Consider the following 16,188-nt stretch of genomic DNA (forward strand, 5'->3'; position numbering starts at 1 on the left):
CTTAAGCTAAGACAAAGAGAAAATTCACAGAAAGCTGTTCTAGCTCCTCTCGGCTGAATCATAGACTTATATATGATAAGGACTGCGTGATTTTCTTTTAAGCATTAAAGAATATTGCGTAGTTCGCGTGCGGTTTCTTGTAGTAATGGCAGTATGTGTTGAATCAAATACTCTTTGGTTGTGCGCATGGTAGGGGAAACAATATTTAAGGCTGCAACCACTTTTAACTGTTGCCCATAAATCGGAACGGCAAGGGCATGTACGCCCAATTCATGTTCCTCGCATGAATAACACCAACCTTGCTCTCGAATTTCATGCAATAAGGCCAGAAACGTTTCATTGTTGGTATGGGTGTATTTGGTTAGGCGTTGTAACGGATATTGATTCAGCCATTCACATTGTTCCTGATCATCTAGATAGGCCAGTAAAATTTTGCCTGCCGATGTCGCATGTGCAGGTAAACGATTTCCCAAATGCAGGCCATAAGGATTGACACGATCCGTTTGCTGGTGCGCGGCACTGCGTGCAATGGTAATGGCTTCATAGCCATCTAGAACCATAACGGAAAAAATGAGTGAGGTTTGATTGGTGAGCAAGTTTAGCAAAGGCTGAGAAATTTTGGGAAGATGTGCTCCACCCAAGTAAGACCCTGAAAATTTAAGAATTTTAGGGGTTAAATAAAAATAATGACCATCAGATTCTAAATAGCCTAAATATTCAAGGGTGAGTAAATGGCGTCGTGCCGCGGCACGGGTCATGCCTGTGCGTTCTGCTGCCATAGTGATATTTAAACGATGTCGGTCAGTACCAAAACTGTCGAGAATGGCCATGCCTTTACTAATACCTGCGACAAAATCTTCATGTCGAATGGTTTTTTTATTGTCTTTGTGTTGAAGACACTTTTCTCTTGTCTCGGTTGTTTCTTCCATCGTGTTCCCTTTATCCATTTTTATTTCTTCATTATTTTTACTATAACGTGAAATCAGAGTGAAATAATCAGGTTTTGTTCGATATATAGGTATTTTGTTCGATGATCGAACAAAACCTATGATCACTATCTATCCCAAAGCGGAGAAATTATAAAAAATGAACAGATAAGGAAATCGAACTGAAAAACTAGGGAATGTGGTTTTAGCTGAATCATCCTCCAGTATAAGTTAGTTTTCCGCGCCTTTTCAAATTTGCATGATGCACAATGGAGTTATCTAATGATAGATAAAAGCGCGGCATCCCTCGCGGAAGTGCTCTCCCAAATCACCGACGGCTCAACCATCATGATTGGTGGTTTTGGCACCGCAGGACAACCTGCTGAACTGATCGATGGCTTAATTCAACTCGGCATTAAAGACCTCACCATCGTCAGCAACAATGCTGGTAATGGCGACTATGGTTTAGCCAAGCTACTCAAAGCGGGTGCCGTGAAAAAAGTCATCTGTTCGTTCCCGCGTCAGTCCGATTCTTGGGTCTTCGATGAACTCTATCGTGCAGGCAAAATCGAATTGGAACTGGTGCCGCAAGGCAATTTGGCCTGTCGTATTCAAGCCGCAGGCATGGGACTTGGTGCAGTCTTCACCCCTACAGGCTACGGTACCTTATTGGCCGAAGGCAAAGAAACCCGTCACATCGACGGTAAAGATTATGTACTGGAATATCCAATCAAAGCCGACTTTGCTTTGATTAAAGCGCAGCAAGGCGACCGTTGGGGGAATTTGGTCTACCGCAAATCGGCACGTAACTTCGGCCCGATTATGGCTATGGCGGCCGGTGTAACCATTGCACAAGTGTCTGAAGTGGTGGACTTGGGTGCTTTAGACCCTGAACACATCATCACCGCAGGTATTTTTGTTCAGCATGTGGTGCAGGTTCAACCTGAACCTGTTGCTGTGTAATCGGGAGAACATCATGAGCTATCAAAAACTCAGCCGTAACCAAATTGCAGAACGTGTGGCACAAGATATTCCCGATGGGGCTTATGTGAATCTTGGGATTGGCTTACCGACCAAGATTGCCAGCTACCTGCCTTCAGACAAAGATGTGTTTTTACATTCTGAAAATGGTTTATTGGCTTTTGGTCCACCACCTGAAAAAGGTCAAGAAGATCCTGAGCTGATCAATGCAGGTAAAGAATATGTGACTATGCTGCAAGGTGGCAGCTTTTTCCATCATGGAGATTCTTTTGCCATGATGCGTGGTGGTCACTTAGATATTGCAGTATTAGGTGCCTTCCAAGTGGCAGCCAATGGTGACTTGGCCAATTGGCATACGGGCGCACCCGATGCGATTCCAGCAGTGGGCGGTGCGATGGACTTAGCCGTCGGTGCTAAGAAAGTATTTATCACCACCGACCATGTGACTAAACAAGGTGAACCAAAGATCGTGGCTGAACTGAGCTACCCCGCGACAGGTTTGAAGTGTGTCGATCGGATTTACACCGACCTGTGCGTGATTGATGTCACTGCTGAAGGTTTAAAAGTGATTGAGAAAGTCGACGGCCTAAGCTTTGCAGAATTACAGGCGATGACGGGTGCTCTGTTGGTGGATGCGACATAGTAAATTTCAGAGACTTTTGCTAGAGCTTAAGTCATCAACAACCTGTCGAGCACATTAAAAGTATTGTTTTTGCAACAGCAGTGGAAAATTGCTGCGAGTGAACAGGTTTTGTTGATGACAAAATTTTTGGTCACTTTTTTAAAAAAGTGACAAGAACGAGCTACTTCTATTTGACTGAACACGGTAAGACTCCGTCGTGACTAGATACAGTTGATCTATCAGCAGAGTCCCGTTTTAAAGGACAAGATTAAAAATGAAAAATGCTTATATTATCGATGCCATCCGTACCCCATTTGGTCGTTATGCTGGAGGTTTAGCCCCAGTGCGTGCCGATGACTTGGGTGCCGTGCCAATTCAAGCCTTGATGCAACGTAATCCAAGTGTAGATTGGAAACAGGTGGATGACGTGATCTACGGCTGCGCCAACCAAGCGGGAGAAGATAACCGTAATGTCGGACGTATGTCTGCACTGCTTGCAGGCTTACCCGTTGAAGTCCCAGCCACGACTGTAAACCGTTTATGTGGCTCATCACTCGATGCGATTGCGATGGCAGCTCGTGCGATTAAAGCAGGTGAAGCTGACCTGATTATTGCAGGTGGTGTGGAAAGTATGTCTCGTGCACCTTTTGTCATGGGTAAATCAGAAACCGCGTATGGCCGTAGCCAGAAGATTGAAGACACCACTATGGGCTGGCGTTTCATTAATCCTAAGCTGAAAGCGATGTATGGTGTAGACACCATGCCGCAAACCGCGGAGAACGTAGCACAACAATTTAATATTGATCGCCTAGATCAAGACCATTTTGCCTTGGCGAGTCAACAGCGCACCGCAACCGCGCAAGCTCAAGGCTTTTTTACACATGAGATCATCCCTGTGAATATTCCACAGCGTAAGGGTGATCCGATTGTGATCGATACCGATGAACATCCACGTGCATCGACCACCTTGGAAGGTTTAGCCAAACTTAAGCCAGTTGTGACAGCAGAAGGCACCGTTACTGCGGGGAATGCGTCAGGTATCAATGACGGTGCGGCTGCTGTACTGATCGCTTCAGAAGCAGCGATTGAGCAGTACCAACTTAAACCACGTGCCAAAATCATTGCTTCAACAGCAGTGGGTGTAGAACCACGCATTATGGGCTTTGCACCTGCACCAGCCATCAAAAAGTTACTGAAACAAGCCAATCTGACATTAGAGCAGATGGATGTGATTGAGCTGAATGAAGCCTTTGCTGCACAAGCACTGGCCGTTACCCGTGATTTAGGTCTGGCAGATGACACCACACAAGTGAATCCGAATGGTGGTGCGATTGCGATTGGTCATCCACTGGGTGCATCGGGTGCACGTTTAGTCACCACGGCCTTAAACCAATTAGAACAAACGGGTGGAACCTATGCGCTATGTTCAATGTGTATTGGGGTCGGTCAAGGCATTGCAATGATTATTCAGCGCGTTTAAAGCAGATTTAAGGATAGCGATCATGAGCCAGTTATATGCCAGCTTATTTTATCAAAACGAGGTGACTGAAATTTTCAGTGATCGCGCGTTGGTGTCATACATGATTGAGGCTGAAGTTGCCTTGGCACAAGCGCAGGCTCAGGTCGGTGTTATTTCAGAATCTGCGGCAACAGCAATTTCAAACATTGCAGCAACTGCAATTGATCAGATTGACTTTGATGCATTAGCGATTGCAACAGGTTTGGCGGGCAATATCGCGATTCCTTTTGTGAAGCAATTAACTGCGATTGTGAAGCAAAAAGATGAAGATGCTGCGCGTTATGTGCATTGGGGCGCAACCAGTCAAGACATTTTAGACACTGCCTGTATTTTGCAATGTCGTGCTGCAATGACGCATGTTGAAGCTTTAATTCACCAATGTTACCGCACTGCATTGGCTCAAGCTGAACAGTATCGTGCACAAGTGATGATTGGACGCACATGGTTGCAGCAAGGGTTGCCGATTACTTTGGGGCATAAATTCGCGCGTTGGGCCTCGGCATTTCATCGTGATTTAGCCCGTATTGAAGCCATGAAAGCACGTGTTTTTACTGCTCAGTTGGGCGGTGCTGTGGGTTCATTAGCATCTTTGCAGAATCAAGGCACAGCAGTTGTGCAAGCATTTGCAGCGCAGTTACAACTTTCTGTTCCAAGCTGTACTTGGCATGGTGAGCGCGACCGTATTGTTGAAATCGCGAGCATCTTAGCAATGGTGACAGGTAGTTTGGGCAAAATGGCACGTGACTGGTCGTTGATGATGCAAACTGAAATTGCAGAAGTGTTTGAGCCGGCAGCGAAAGGGCGTGGCGGATCATCGACGATGCCACACAAGCGTAATCCTGTTGCTGCGGCATCCGTTTTGGCAGCAGCCAATCGTGTGCCTGTGTTGATGTCGAGTTTGTATCAAAGCATGGTGCAGGAACATGAGCGTAGTCTAGGTGGTTGGCATGCAGAATGGTTGGCATTGCCTGAAATTTTCCAACTGTGTGCAGGTGCTTTAGAGCGGACTTTGGAGGTGTTACAAGGCATGCAAGTCAATGCTGAAAATATGCAACGCAATTTAGATTGCACGCAGGGTTTGATCATGGCGGAAGCAGTGATGATGGCTTTGGCACCGCATATGGGACGCTTACAGGCTCATCATTTGGTGGAAGCAGCATGTAAAACAGCGGTTGAAAAAGGTGTTCACTTAAAAGAGGTCATGACTGAACTCGATCCAGTCAAAACCTATTTTAGTGCAGCTCAGATTTCAGAAATTTTTAAACCCGCGTCATATCTCGGCAATATTCAAGACCAGATTGATGCGGTGTTGCAAGAAGCAAAAGGAGAGGCAAAGTGAATATCACGATGACCAATCGTCAAGGCAAGACTTTATCTGTTGCAATCAGTGGGCAAGACCATGCACCTGTGATTGTATTTTCAAACTCATTGGGTACAGATAAAGGCATGTGGCAGCCACAAGTTGCGGCCTTCGAACAGCAGTTCAAAGTGGTGACTTATGACACGCGTGGTCATGGGCAAAGTGATGTGATTGAGCAGACCACTGTACAAAACCTTGCAGAAGATGTGATTGATATTCTGAACGGTTTAAATATTGAAAAAGCGCATTTTTGCGGGATTTCAATGGGCGGCATGACGGCTTTGTGGCTCGGTATTCACCATGCAGATCGTTTTCATAGCATCACTGTGGCGAATTCAGCAGCCAAAATTTGGACTGAAGAAGGTTGGAATGCTCGTGCAGATGCTGTGACAGCCAATGGCTTAGCAGACTTGGTCGCGACTACGCATACACGCTGGTTTAGTGAGCGGTTTGATTATCAACACGATGCTTTGGCGCAGCGCACCATTCAATCTTTAGCGACTACGCCAGCACTGGGCTATGCAGAATCTTGCCGAGCGCTCGCGCAAGCAGATCTATCTACTCAAATTCAACAGATTCAGATTCCAACTTTAGTGATTGCAGGCGCATTTGACCCAGTTACGACAGTGGCAGATGGCGTCTTTATGCAACAACAGATTCAAAATAGTGAATTAGCGGTGATTGATGCATCGCATCTTTCCAATATTGAGCAACCTGAGCTGTTTACCCAAACCCTCAGTCAGTTCATTGGATCGATTCAATAGTTTAAGGATTTTTAAAAGGACTTTCAGCCCAAGGAGGCAGGTATGGCGTCTCAGGAATACGCTACTCAAAAAACGAGTATAGACGCACAAGCACTGATTAATGATGCACCGATTAGCAAATATCAGTGGTTGATCGCAATTGTATGTTTTCTCATTGTTTTTGTTGATGGTATTGATACTGCGGCAATGGGTTTTATTGCTCCAGCCTTGGCACAAGACTGGGGAATAGACCGCTCACAATTGGGTCCAGTCATGAGTGCGGCTTTAGGCGGCATGATTATTGGTGCTTTGGTGTCTGGTCCAACTGCTGACCGCTTTGGGCGAAAGATTGTTTTAAGTGTTTCGATGCTGATTTTCGGTGGCTTTACTTTAGCATCGGCATATGCAGCTGACTTAAATACCTTGGTGGTCCTTCGCTTTTTAACTGGTATTGGTTTGGGTGCAGCGATGCCGAATGCAACCACGCTATTTTCTGAATATTGCCCGCAGCGCTCACGTTCGCTACTCGTGACTTGTATGTTCTGTGGTTACAACTTAGGTATGGCGACAGGTGGTTTCATCAGCAGTTGGTTGATCCCAACCTTTGGTTGGCACAGCTTATTCTTATTGGGCGGTTGGTCGCCACTGATCTTGATGATCTTGGTGATTTTCTTCCTGCCAGAATCTTATCGTTTCTTGATTGTGAAAGGTCGTGACCCTGAAAAAGTTCGCAAAATTTTGACGCGTATTGCACCGACGCAAGTACAGGGTGTTACTGAGTTTCATGTACCCGAAGAAAAAACCGAAGGTGGAGAGAAGAAAGGTGTGTTTGGCATGCTGTTCTCTCAGAAATATGTCAAAGGTACGGTTTTATTGTGGCTGACCTATTTCATGGGTCTGGTGATGATTTATCTACTCACCAGTTGGTTACCAACCTTAATGCGTGAAACTGGCGCAACTATGGAACGTGCTGCATTTATTGGTGGTTTATTCCAGTTTGGTGGTGTCCTCAGCGCTTTATTTATTGGCTGGGCAATGGACCGTTTCAATCCGAACCGCATTATTGCAGGCTTCTACTTTGTCGCTGGAATCTTTGCCTTTGCTGTTGGTCAGAGCTTAGCAAATCCAACCTTACTTGCCATTTTAGTGCTTTGTGCAGGTGTTGCAATTAATGGTGCGCAGTCGGCAATGCCAGCACTGAGTGCTCGTTTTTATCCAACCCAATGTCGTGCAACAGGTGTGGCATGGATGTCTGGGATTGGACGTTTTGGTGCGGTATTTGGTGCTTGGATCGGTGCGGTATTACTCGGCAATGACTGGTCGTTTACAGCTATTTTAAGTCTGCTGTTAATTCCAGCAACAGCAGCAGCAGTCGCTATTTTTGTTAAATCACTGGTTGCACATACAGACGCGACCTAATTGAGGTTTCTCCCATGAATGATGAACAACGTTATGAACAAGGAATTACCGTACGCACTGAAGTGCTGGGTGAAAAGCATGTCGGTCGTTCACTTGAGAACTTGAATGATTTCAATGCCGACTTTCAAAATTTTATTAGCCGTTTTGCGTGGGGCGAAGTCTGGTCTAGACCAGGCATGCCGCGCCACACCCGTAGCTTAGTCACCATTGCCGTGTTATTGGCATTGGGCCGTGAAGACGAACTACGTATGCATTTACGTGCTTGTTTTAACAATGGTGTGACCAAAGACGATTTAAAAGAGTTGATTTTGCACTGTTCACTGTATGCAGGTTTGCCCGCAGCCAATGCAGCCATGCACATGGCAGAAGAAGTTTTTGCAGATTTGGGGATTGCCCCGCAAAAGTTGAGCGAACAGCAACTTAGCCAAGAACAAACGAATCAAGAGTAATGGAACAAGATTAAGAGGGACGTCACATGTCGCAACTTATTTTAGGTGCTTATGCACAACGTAATACCGATGATCATCCGCCAGCATATGCACCCGGCTATAAAACCAGTGTATTACGCTCGCCAAAAAATGCGTTGATCTCAATTGCAGAAACCTTAACTGAAGTGACTTCACCACAATTTAGTGCGGAGCAGTTTGGGCCTAAAGATAACGATTTGATTTTGAACTATGCCAAAGAAGGTTTACCGATTGGCGAGCGTATTATTGTGCATGGCTATGTTCGTGATCAGTTCGGCCGTCCTGTAAAAAATGCTTTGCTCGAAGTGTGGCAAGCCAATGCTTCTGGTCGTTACCGCCATCCAAATGATCAGTTTATTGGTGCGATGGACCCGAACTTTGGCGGCTGTGGCCGCATGATGACGGATGCTAACGGATATTTTGTATTCCGTACCATTAAGCCGGGCCCATACCCTTGGCGTAACCGTATTAATGAATGGCGTCCTGCACATATTCACTTCTCTTTACTTGCCGATGGTTGGGCGCAGCGTCTGATTTCACAGTTCTATTTTGAAGGCGATACGTTGATTGATTCGTGTCCGATTATTAAAACCATTCCTTCGGAAGAACAACGTCGTGCGCTGATTGCCCTTGAAGATAAGAGCAATTTTATTGAAGCAGACAGTCGTTGTTATCGTTTTGACATCACTTTACGTGGTCGTCGTGCGACTTATTTCGAAAATGATTTGACTTAATTCAGGGAGAACAACATGAACCATTGGAACTTTCAAGAATTGCATGAAACGCCATCTCAAACAGGTGGACCATACGTACACATTGGTTTGTTGCCACAACAAGCCAACATCGAAGTCTTTGAAAACAACTTTAACAATCAGTTGGTTCAAGAAAAAACCTTAGGCGAACGTATTCGCTTAGAAGGTCAAGTCTTTGATGGTTTAGGTTTACCGTTACGTGATGTATTGATTGAAATTTGGCAGGCAGATGCCAACGGTGTCTATCCAAGTGCGGCAGATATTCAAGGCAAAGCGGCCGATCCAAACTTCCTCGGTTGGGGACGTACAGGCGCGGACTTTGAGACTGGTTTTTGGAGCTTCAATACCATTAAACCGGGTGCGGTTCCGGGACGTAAAGGCACAACTCAAGCACCGCATATCGCACTGATCATTTTCGCTCGCGGGATTAACATTGGCTTGAATACCCGTGTGTATTTTGAAGATGAAGCGGAAGCCAATGCACAAGATCCTGTACTGAAAGGTATTGAATGGGCACCTCGTCGTCAAACTCTTATTGCCAAGCGTGAAGAGCGTGATGGTGAAGTGGTGTATCGCTTTGATATTCGTGTGCAAGGTGAAGACGAAACGGTCTTTTTAGATATCTAAGTTGATTCAGTTCAGTGCAGAACACTTTGCATTGGCTCGATAGATAAAAGTTTATACGTGGTGATGGTATGACCCATTTCATTCATCCCACGTATGTTTGCGGCTGATGACAAAAGTCAGGCAATAGTTTGAAAATACAAGGACATGTAATGATTACCATCAAAAAATTAGCGATGCAACTTTGCTTAAGCAGTGCAGTTATCGCCGCAATGCCATCTGCATTTGCAGCTGAATCGGCTCAATCAAGCGCACAACACTATATGGTGAAAAACCTCAATATTGGTGACTTACCTGTCAAAACTATTGTGCCGATTACCGCAAAGACAGCTGAGCAAGCCATTGCCCAAGCGCAAGTGATTGCCAGCAACCCAAACGCAGATGTGGCTGAGTTTCGCATCGATTTACTCGAATTTTCTGCGGACACAAAAAAAGTCATCGCACTGGGTCAGCAGTTGAATCAAATTTTAAAAGACAAACCGTTGATTGCGACCATTCGTACCCACAACGAAGGCGGGAAAATGACGGTGTCTGACCAAGACTATGAAAAGATTTATCGTGAATACCTGAAAAAGCCATTTATGCAATTGCTAGATATCGAAATGTTCCGTGATGCAGGCAGTGTAGCGAAATTAACCAAATTGGCACATGACAAGAACGTGTTGGTGATCATGTCAAATCATGATTTTGCCAAAACACCTGAGCAACAAGACATTGAAAACCGTTTGCTAAAACAAGATCAGATGGGTGCCGACATTCTAAAAATTGCGGTGATGCCAAAGTCAAAACAAGATGTCTTTACTCTCATGAATGCCACGTTGGCTGTGAGTCAAAAAAGTCAAAAACCACTGCTAACTATGTCGATGGGGCAATTGGGTACGATTTCACGTGTCGCGACCGCCAATATGGGCGGTAGCCTCAGTTTCGGCATGATTGGTGAGGCTTCAGCACCGGGTCAAATTGATGTGACTCAACTTAAACAGTTGCTGAAAACAGTACAACCAACCCCTTAATGCACTGCGTTATTCATCTTCAAGGACAGAAAAGGATTTAAAATATGAAACCATCAACTTTACGTTTGACCACATTGGTTGTGAGTTTAGCGGCATCAGGTTTTGCCAGTGCAGAAACTTATATTGTGGATCGCTATCAGGATGATAGTGCAAAAGGTTCACTGCGTTGGGCAATTGAACAATCCAATGCCAATGCGACGCAAGAAAATGAAATTCAAATCCAAGCTGTAGGCAAAGCTCCCTATGCAATTAAACTGAATCAGCCTTTACCGCCAATTAAATCTTCAGTGAAGATCATCGGAACGCAATGGGACAAAACAGGCGAGTTTATTGCGATTGATGGTTCAAACTATATTAAAGGTGAAGGCGCGACAGCCTGCCCGGGGGCAAACCCTGAACAGTATGGCACCAATGTCCGTACCACAACTTTACCGGGTCTGGTTCTGCAAGATGTGAATGGTGTGACCTTAAAAGGTCTTGATATTCACCGTTTCTGCATTGGTGTATTAGTGAATCGTTCAAGCAACAACTTGATTCAACATAACCGTATCAGTAATAACTACGGTGGCTCAGGCGTGATGTTGACGGGTGATGATGGTAAGGGCAATCCGACCTCAACCACCACCAATAACAACAAAGTCTTGAACAACTTGTTTGTCGATAATGGTGACGGTTTAGAGCTCACCCGTGGAGCGGCATTTAACCTTGTGGCCAATAACCTGTTCACTTCAACCAAAGCCAACCCAGAACCGTCGCAAGGTATTGAGATTCTTTGGGGTAATGATAATGCCGTGGTTGGTAACAAGTTTGAAAACTATTCTGATGGTTTGCAAATCAACTGGGGTAAGCGCAATTACATCGCTTATAACGAACTGACCAACAACTCGATAGGTTTTAACCTCACCGGTGATGGCAACATTTTTGACAGTAACAGAGTTCATGGTAACCGCCTTGGCATTGCCATTCGTTCAGAAAAAGATGCCAATGCCCGCACAACCTTGACCAAAAACTTAATTTGGGACAATGGTAAAGATATTAAACGCTGTGAAGCGGGTGGTTCGTGTGTACCCAATCAGCGTTTAGGCGCAATTGTATTTGCAGTGCCTGCACTTGAACATGCTGGCTTTGTCGGTTCCCGTGGTGGTGGCGTGGTCATTGAAGCGGCGAAACTGCAAAAAACCTGTACACAGCCGAATGAACAAGGCTGTAATGCTATTCCCAACCAAAACATTCAAGCTCCGCGTTTGAGTTATAGCAAAGGTCAAGTTACGGCTGACATTCAAGCGCAACCGAATCAACGCTATCAAGTTGAGTTCTTTGCCAACCGTCAAGCGAAGAGTCAAGAAGCAGAGCAGTATTTAGGGATGCAAGTTGTGACAACGAATGCACAAGGTCAAGGTCAAGCAATATGGAAAGTGACCAGTGGTGCTGCAAGTGTGACAGCCAATGTGACTGACCATTTGGGTGCAACTTCTGAACTGAGTCCAGCCGTTCGAGTCAAATAATAAAAACCGCATGGAAAGCTCACTTGAGTTGAGCTTTCCTCACAGAAAAGGATGTTTGGGATGCAACAACAATTATTAAGAATCGGCACATTGTCTTTGGCGCTTATGACTTGCCAATTGGCTTCAGCCAATGAATTTTATTCGGCAGATCGTCAATGGTTATTCGGTGATTGGAACGGTGAACGGAAGCAACTGGAAGATCAAGGTTATAAATTTACAGCTTCAATTATGAGCCAAGCAGCGACCAATTTGGCTGGTGGTTATAACGATGACAGAAGTTTTGACAATGCTGCACAGTTGACCTTAGGTGCCAATTTTGATTTAAATAAAATTGCAGGTTGGGAAAATACCACAGCCAGCTTAATGATTACCAAACGTGATGGTAACGCCCTAACGCTTGAACGAATTAAAGACCCTCGTGCCAGTACCTTGGGCAACAGCCAAGAAATTTATGGTCGTGGCAAAATTTGGCGCTTAACTCAGGCTTGGATCAAAACTGGATTTGATGATAACCGCGTTCAATTTAAGATTGGTCGTATGGGCATGTCGGATGACTTTAATAGTTCGCAATGTGAATTTCAGAATTTACTTTTGTGTGGCGGACAGCTTGGAAAATCCATCGGTTCGATTTGGTATAACTGGCCTGTCAGTTTATGGGGCACCAATGTTAAATACCAATTTGCACCAGACTGGTTACTTGGCATTGGCGTCTATGAGGTCAACCCAGACAATGTCAAAACAGACTCAGACAGTGATGGCTTCAACCTCGATATGGACAATGTCGAAGGGGCGACCATTCCAGTTGAACTGGCTTGGAAACCAAAACTTGCCACATTTAATGGCTTACCAGGTGAATATAAACTCGGTGCACTGTATTCCACAGCAGAAGCTAAAGATGTGGGTACATCAGGAGAAATCCACGATGGCAAATATAGTTTTTGGTTGAATGCTCAACAACAACTGACTCAACACGGGGCTGATCCGAAGCGCGGTTTATATATCAGTTTCAATGGGGTCATCAATGACCGAGACACGACTGCTGTAGGAAGTACACAACAACTGGCACTTTGGTACAAAGGCCCTTTTGATAGCCGTCCAAATGATTCTATTGGTTTTGGTTTGGCCAACTATGTGGTGAATGACCGTGTGACGGACAAGCAAATCGCCACTAACGAAGGCCGTGGTTATTACAGTTATGACGCGCTTGCCAGCGATTATGTCCCAATTCAACATGACGAACTCAATGTTGAGTTGAACTATACCTATCAATGGTCTCCTGTGGTGATGCTCAGACCCAACCTGCAATATATCTATCAACCTTCTGGCGTAAAAGAAGTGGATGATGCTTGGGTGGCGGGCCTTAGCGTTAAGGTGAATTTTTAATCGTATTTAAAGTGAAAGAGTGTTTAAAATGTAAGCAATACTGTTGCTGAGTCAGGGGCTGTTGACACTTCATCTATGTTTGCGACAACGAGTATTTTTTAGATGATACTAGGCGTGAAATACGCAATTTAGTCATTCTAAATAAGTGGTTCGCAACAACGTAGCATCAAAAAATACTCTAGTCCTAAAAGGTTGTGGCTAAAATCTTCACAGACATCGTTATGAAACTTGAAAATAGTCCCACTATTGTCATCGTTCCATGCCTTGCCTGCTCAATTTTAGCCTACAACGCAAGCCATTTATGAAATATCAACAGCCCCTAAACACTCTTTTTTCATTGTTGAAGCAAGTTAATTGTGGATACTCAAAAGTTTGGATGTGATGTGAATGATGCTCAAAACAAAGTAGGAGAGATCATTTAAAACACAGCATTTGGAGTAAAAAGTATGTCCGAAGCGCAATCTCAACCCATATTTAAAATATGGTGCTTTATATTAGGCTTAGCTTTATTACTGACTGGCTTATTCTATTTAATCGGTGGTGGAAAGCTGATCAGTCTAGGTGGTTCATGGTACTTCCTCATTGCAGGTTTATTGACCACAATTTCCGCAATATTTATTTTTAGAAAAAAAGCATTGGGTGTCTGGATCTTTGCACTGGTTTTTCTTGGAACTGTGGTTTGGGCACTGTTTGATGTAGGTTGGGATTTTTGGGCGCTCCATTCACGTTTAATGTTTCCGGCGGGTTTATTTGCCGCACTGTGTTTTACTTTACCTGCTATTCGTAAGTACCAATTTCAAATTGCGCCTTCAGCACCCGCTTATGCCTTAGGTGGTTTGACAGTGTTAGGTATGCTCGGTGGTTTATATGGCATGTTTATTCCACATCCTACAGTCAAAGCCAGTGGTGAAGAGCTACCCCTAGTGCCTGTAACAGTTCAAACCCAACAAGTGAATTGGTCGCACTATGGTAACGATGCGGGTGGGAGTCGTTTTGCTGCGTTGGATCAAATTAACCGTAATAATGTATCTAAGTTAAAGGAAGCATGGCGCTTTCAAACAGGCGATATGACCACAGGTACGGGTAATGGCGCAGAAGATCAGCTCACCCCTTTACAGGTGGGCGATAAAGTCTTTTTATGTACCCCGCATAACAACATCATTGCTTTAGATGCTGACACAGGTAAACAAATCTGGAAAGCTGAAGTGAACTCAAAAGCCGATGCTTGGGAGCGTTGTCGTGGTGTGGGTTACTTTGACTCGACTCAAGCCTTGGTACAACCGACTTTAGCAGGTGCAAGTGCGGTGACAGCGGTGGCAAATAATACCGCATGTCCACGTCGTGTTTATACCAATACGCCTGATGGTCGTTTAATTGCAGTCAATGCCGATACAGGTGAACGCTGTAAAGACTTTGGTGTTGATGGAACGGTGAACTTACTGGAAGGTCTAGGTGCGGGCACGCAAGCGCCTCGTTTTGAAGTGACCTCGGCACCAACCATTGCAGGCACTAGCATCATTGTCGGGAGTCGTATTGCTGACAACTTTGCAGCCGATATGCCGGGTGGTGTGATTCGTGCTTATGATGTGATTACTGGACAGCTACGCTGGGCTTTTGATCCACGTAACCCAAATCCAAACTATGTCCTCAAACCGGGTGAAATCTATAAACGTAGCTCGGCAAACTCTTGGGCGGCAATGTCCTACGACCCGCAAATGAACACGGTGTTCTTACCGATGGGAAGTTCGTCGGTTGATGTCTGGGGTGGGAACCGTCAACCTGTCGATCATAAGTATAATTCTTCTGTTTTGGCTTTAGATGCAACCACAGGTCAAGAGAAGTGGGTTTATCAAACTGTTCACAATGACCTCTGGGACTTCGATTTACCCATGCAGCCAAGCTTGGTCGATTTTCCAATGCAAAATGGGCAAACCAAACCTGCTGTTGTCATTGGCACCAAGTCAGGGCAGTTCTTTGTACTCGACCGTGTGACAGGCAAGCCTTTAACCAAAGTCATTGAACAGCCTGTAAAAGCTGCAGATATTCCTGATGAGCAATACAGTGCAACCCAACCACGTTCAGTTGAAATGCCACAAATTGGCAATCAAACTTTGACTGAATCGGACATGTGGGGTGCAACGCCATTTGACCAGTTGATGTGTCGCATTAACTTTAAATCGATGCGTTATGACGGTCTCTTTACAGCACCGGGTTCTGATATATCTTTAAGTTTTCCGGGGTCGCTGGGTGGGATGAACTGGGGCAGTATCGCATTTGACCCAACGCATCGTTATATGTTTGTCAACGACATGCGCCTAGGTCTGTGGATTCAGCTGATTAAACAAACGCCTGAAGACTTAAAACTTGAAGCCAGTGGCGGAGAGAAGGTCAACACTGGTATGGGCGCAGTGCCAATGAAAGGCACACCGTATAAAGTGAATAAAAACCGTTTTATGTCGGTATTGGGCATTCCATGCCAAAAACCACCTTTCGGAACCATGACGGCGATTGATATGAAAACCCGTCAAGTGGCTTGGCAGGTGCCTTTAGGTACTGTTGAAGATACGGGTCCAATGGGCATTAAAATGGGCTTAAAAGCGCCGATTGGTATGCCAACTATTGGTGGTCCAATGGCGACGCAAGGTGGTTTAGTGTTCTTTGCTGCAACACAAGACTTCTACTTGCGCGCCTTCAATTCATCTAATGGTGAAGAGTTATGGAAAGCGCGTTTACCCGTAGGTAGCCAAGGTACACCGATGAGCTACATTTCTCCAAAAACAGGCAAGCAATATGTGGTCATTTCCGCAGGTGGGGCACGTCAGTCGCCTGATCATGGTGATTATGTGGTTGCGTATAGCTTAGCCGATTAAAACG

14 protein-coding genes are annotated in these 16,188 nt (G+C 45.0%); 13 read left to right on the plus strand and 1 reads right to left on the minus strand.

Annotated elements, in window-relative coordinates; all coding sequences use genetic code 11:
- Positions 1-104 precede the first annotated feature (104 nt).
- Positions 105-929, minus strand: a complete 825-nt coding sequence (pcaU, locus tag WH214_RS07935) for an IclR family transcriptional regulator PcaU (RefSeq protein ID WP_004694744.1) — start codon at positions 927-929, stop codon at positions 105-107.
- 279 nt (positions 930-1,208) lie between these two features.
- Between pcaU and WH214_RS07940 the strand changes: the two genes are divergently transcribed.
- From WH214_RS07940 to WH214_RS08000, 13 genes are all read left to right on the plus strand, one after another.
- Positions 1,209-1,889 carry a 3-oxoacid CoA-transferase subunit A gene (locus WH214_RS07940; protein ID WP_119063792.1) on the plus strand — a complete coding sequence of 227 codons (681 nt, stop codon included), beginning with the start codon at positions 1,209-1,211 and terminating at the stop codon, positions 1,887-1,889.
- A gap of 13 nt (positions 1,890-1,902) precedes the next feature.
- Positions 1,903-2,550: a 3-oxoacid CoA-transferase subunit B gene (locus tag WH214_RS07945; RefSeq protein WP_339421521.1), complete on the plus strand. Its 648-nt coding sequence runs from the start codon at positions 1,903-1,905 to the stop codon at positions 2,548-2,550.
- A 253-nt stretch (positions 2,551-2,803) separates the two neighbouring features.
- Positions 2,804-4,009 (plus strand): 3-oxoadipyl-CoA thiolase, encoded by a 1,206-nt coding sequence (gene pcaF / locus WH214_RS07950; RefSeq protein WP_339421520.1) that lies wholly within the window; start codon positions 2,804-2,806, stop codon positions 4,007-4,009.
- A gap of 22 nt (positions 4,010-4,031) precedes the next feature.
- Complete coding sequence (gene pcaB / locus WH214_RS07955) at positions 4,032-5,387, plus strand: 3-carboxy-cis,cis-muconate cycloisomerase (RefSeq protein WP_339421519.1); 1,356 nt, start codon at positions 4,032-4,034, stop codon at positions 5,385-5,387.
- An 8-nt stretch (positions 5,388-5,395) separates the two neighbouring features.
- A complete protein-coding gene (pcaD, locus tag WH214_RS07960) occupies positions 5,396-6,172 on the plus strand; it encodes a 3-oxoadipate enol-lactonase (protein ID WP_445206361.1) in 777 nt (258 codons plus the stop codon).
- 42 nt (positions 6,173-6,214) lie between these two features.
- Positions 6,215-7,570 carry an MFS transporter gene (locus tag WH214_RS07965; RefSeq protein ID WP_279745355.1) on the plus strand — a complete coding sequence of 452 codons (1,356 nt, stop codon included), beginning with the start codon at positions 6,215-6,217 and terminating at the stop codon, positions 7,568-7,570.
- Positions 7,571-7,584: 14 nt separating this feature from the next.
- Entirely contained in the window at positions 7,585-8,019 is a 435-nt protein-coding gene (gene pcaC / locus WH214_RS07970; protein ID WP_004981395.1) for a 4-carboxymuconolactone decarboxylase, read from the plus strand.
- Between the two features lie 26 nt (positions 8,020-8,045).
- Complete coding sequence (gene pcaH, locus WH214_RS07975) at positions 8,046-8,771, plus strand: protocatechuate 3,4-dioxygenase subunit beta (RefSeq protein WP_087014105.1); 726 nt, start codon at positions 8,046-8,048, stop codon at positions 8,769-8,771.
- Between the two features lie 15 nt (positions 8,772-8,786).
- Positions 8,787-9,416, plus strand: coding sequence for a protocatechuate 3,4-dioxygenase subunit alpha (gene pcaG, locus WH214_RS07980; RefSeq protein WP_339421517.1), 630 nt, complete (start codon positions 8,787-8,789; stop codon positions 9,414-9,416).
- Positions 9,417-9,565: 149 nt separating this feature from the next.
- Positions 9,566-10,426 carry a type I 3-dehydroquinate dehydratase gene (aroD, locus tag WH214_RS07985; RefSeq protein ID WP_339421516.1) on the plus strand — a complete coding sequence of 287 codons (861 nt, stop codon included), beginning with the start codon at positions 9,566-9,568 and terminating at the stop codon, positions 10,424-10,426.
- 44 nt (positions 10,427-10,470) lie between these two features.
- Positions 10,471-11,931 (plus strand): NosD domain-containing protein, encoded by a 1,461-nt coding sequence (locus WH214_RS07990; RefSeq protein ID WP_339421515.1) that lies wholly within the window; start codon positions 10,471-10,473, stop codon positions 11,929-11,931.
- Positions 11,932-12,036: 105 nt separating this feature from the next.
- Positions 12,037-13,314 (plus strand): carbohydrate porin, encoded by a 1,278-nt coding sequence (locus tag WH214_RS07995; RefSeq protein ID WP_445206362.1) that lies wholly within the window; start codon positions 12,037-12,039, stop codon positions 13,312-13,314.
- A 446-nt stretch (positions 13,315-13,760) separates the two neighbouring features.
- Positions 13,761-16,184 carry a glucose/quinate/shikimate family membrane-bound PQQ-dependent dehydrogenase gene (locus tag WH214_RS08000; RefSeq protein ID WP_339421513.1) on the plus strand — a complete coding sequence of 808 codons (2,424 nt, stop codon included), beginning with the start codon at positions 13,761-13,763 and terminating at the stop codon, positions 16,182-16,184.
- Positions 16,185-16,188 lie beyond the last annotated feature (4 nt).

It is taken from the genome of Acinetobacter sp. MYb191, assembly GCF_037572605.1.
Taxonomy (GTDB): Bacteria; Pseudomonadota; Gammaproteobacteria; order Pseudomonadales; family Moraxellaceae; genus Acinetobacter; species Acinetobacter johnsonii.

Bases quoted from the DNA above. Each gene is read 5' to 3' on its own strand.
- WH214_RS07945 (WP_339421521.1), top strand. From the start codon at position 1,903: ATGAGCTATCAAAAACTCAGCCGTAACCAAATTGCAGAACGTGTGGCA.
- WH214_RS07965 (WP_279745355.1), top strand. From the start codon at position 6,215: ATGGCGTCTCAGGAATACGCTACTCAAAAAACGAGTATAGACGCACAA.
- pcaD (WP_445206361.1), top strand. From the start codon at position 5,396: ATGACCAATCGTCAAGGCAAGACTTTATCTGTTGCAATCAGTGGGCAA.
- aroD (WP_339421516.1), top strand. From the start codon at position 9,566: ATGATTACCATCAAAAAATTAGCGATGCAACTTTGCTTAAGCAGTGCA.
- pcaG (WP_339421517.1), top strand. From the start codon at position 8,787: ATGAACCATTGGAACTTTCAAGAATTGCATGAAACGCCATCTCAAACA.
- WH214_RS08000 (WP_339421513.1), top strand. From the start codon at position 13,761: ATGTCCGAAGCGCAATCTCAACCCATATTTAAAATATGGTGCTTTATA.
- pcaF (WP_339421520.1), top strand. From the start codon at position 2,804: ATGAAAAATGCTTATATTATCGATGCCATCCGTACCCCATTTGGTCGT.
- pcaU (WP_004694744.1), bottom strand. From the start codon at position 929: ATGGAAGAAACAACCGAGACAAGAGAAAAGTGTCTTCAACACAAAGAC.
- WH214_RS07995 (WP_445206362.1), top strand. From the start codon at position 12,037: ATGACTTGCCAATTGGCTTCAGCCAATGAATTTTATTCGGCAGATCGT.
- WH214_RS07990 (WP_339421515.1), top strand. From the start codon at position 10,471: ATGAAACCATCAACTTTACGTTTGACCACATTGGTTGTGAGTTTAGCG.
- pcaH (WP_087014105.1), top strand. From the start codon at position 8,046: ATGTCGCAACTTATTTTAGGTGCTTATGCACAACGTAATACCGATGAT.
- WH214_RS07940 (WP_119063792.1), top strand. From the start codon at position 1,209: ATGATAGATAAAAGCGCGGCATCCCTCGCGGAAGTGCTCTCCCAAATC.
- pcaC (WP_004981395.1), top strand. From the start codon at position 7,585: ATGAATGATGAACAACGTTATGAACAAGGAATTACCGTACGCACTGAA.
- pcaB (WP_339421519.1), top strand. From the start codon at position 4,032: ATGAGCCAGTTATATGCCAGCTTATTTTATCAAAACGAGGTGACTGAA.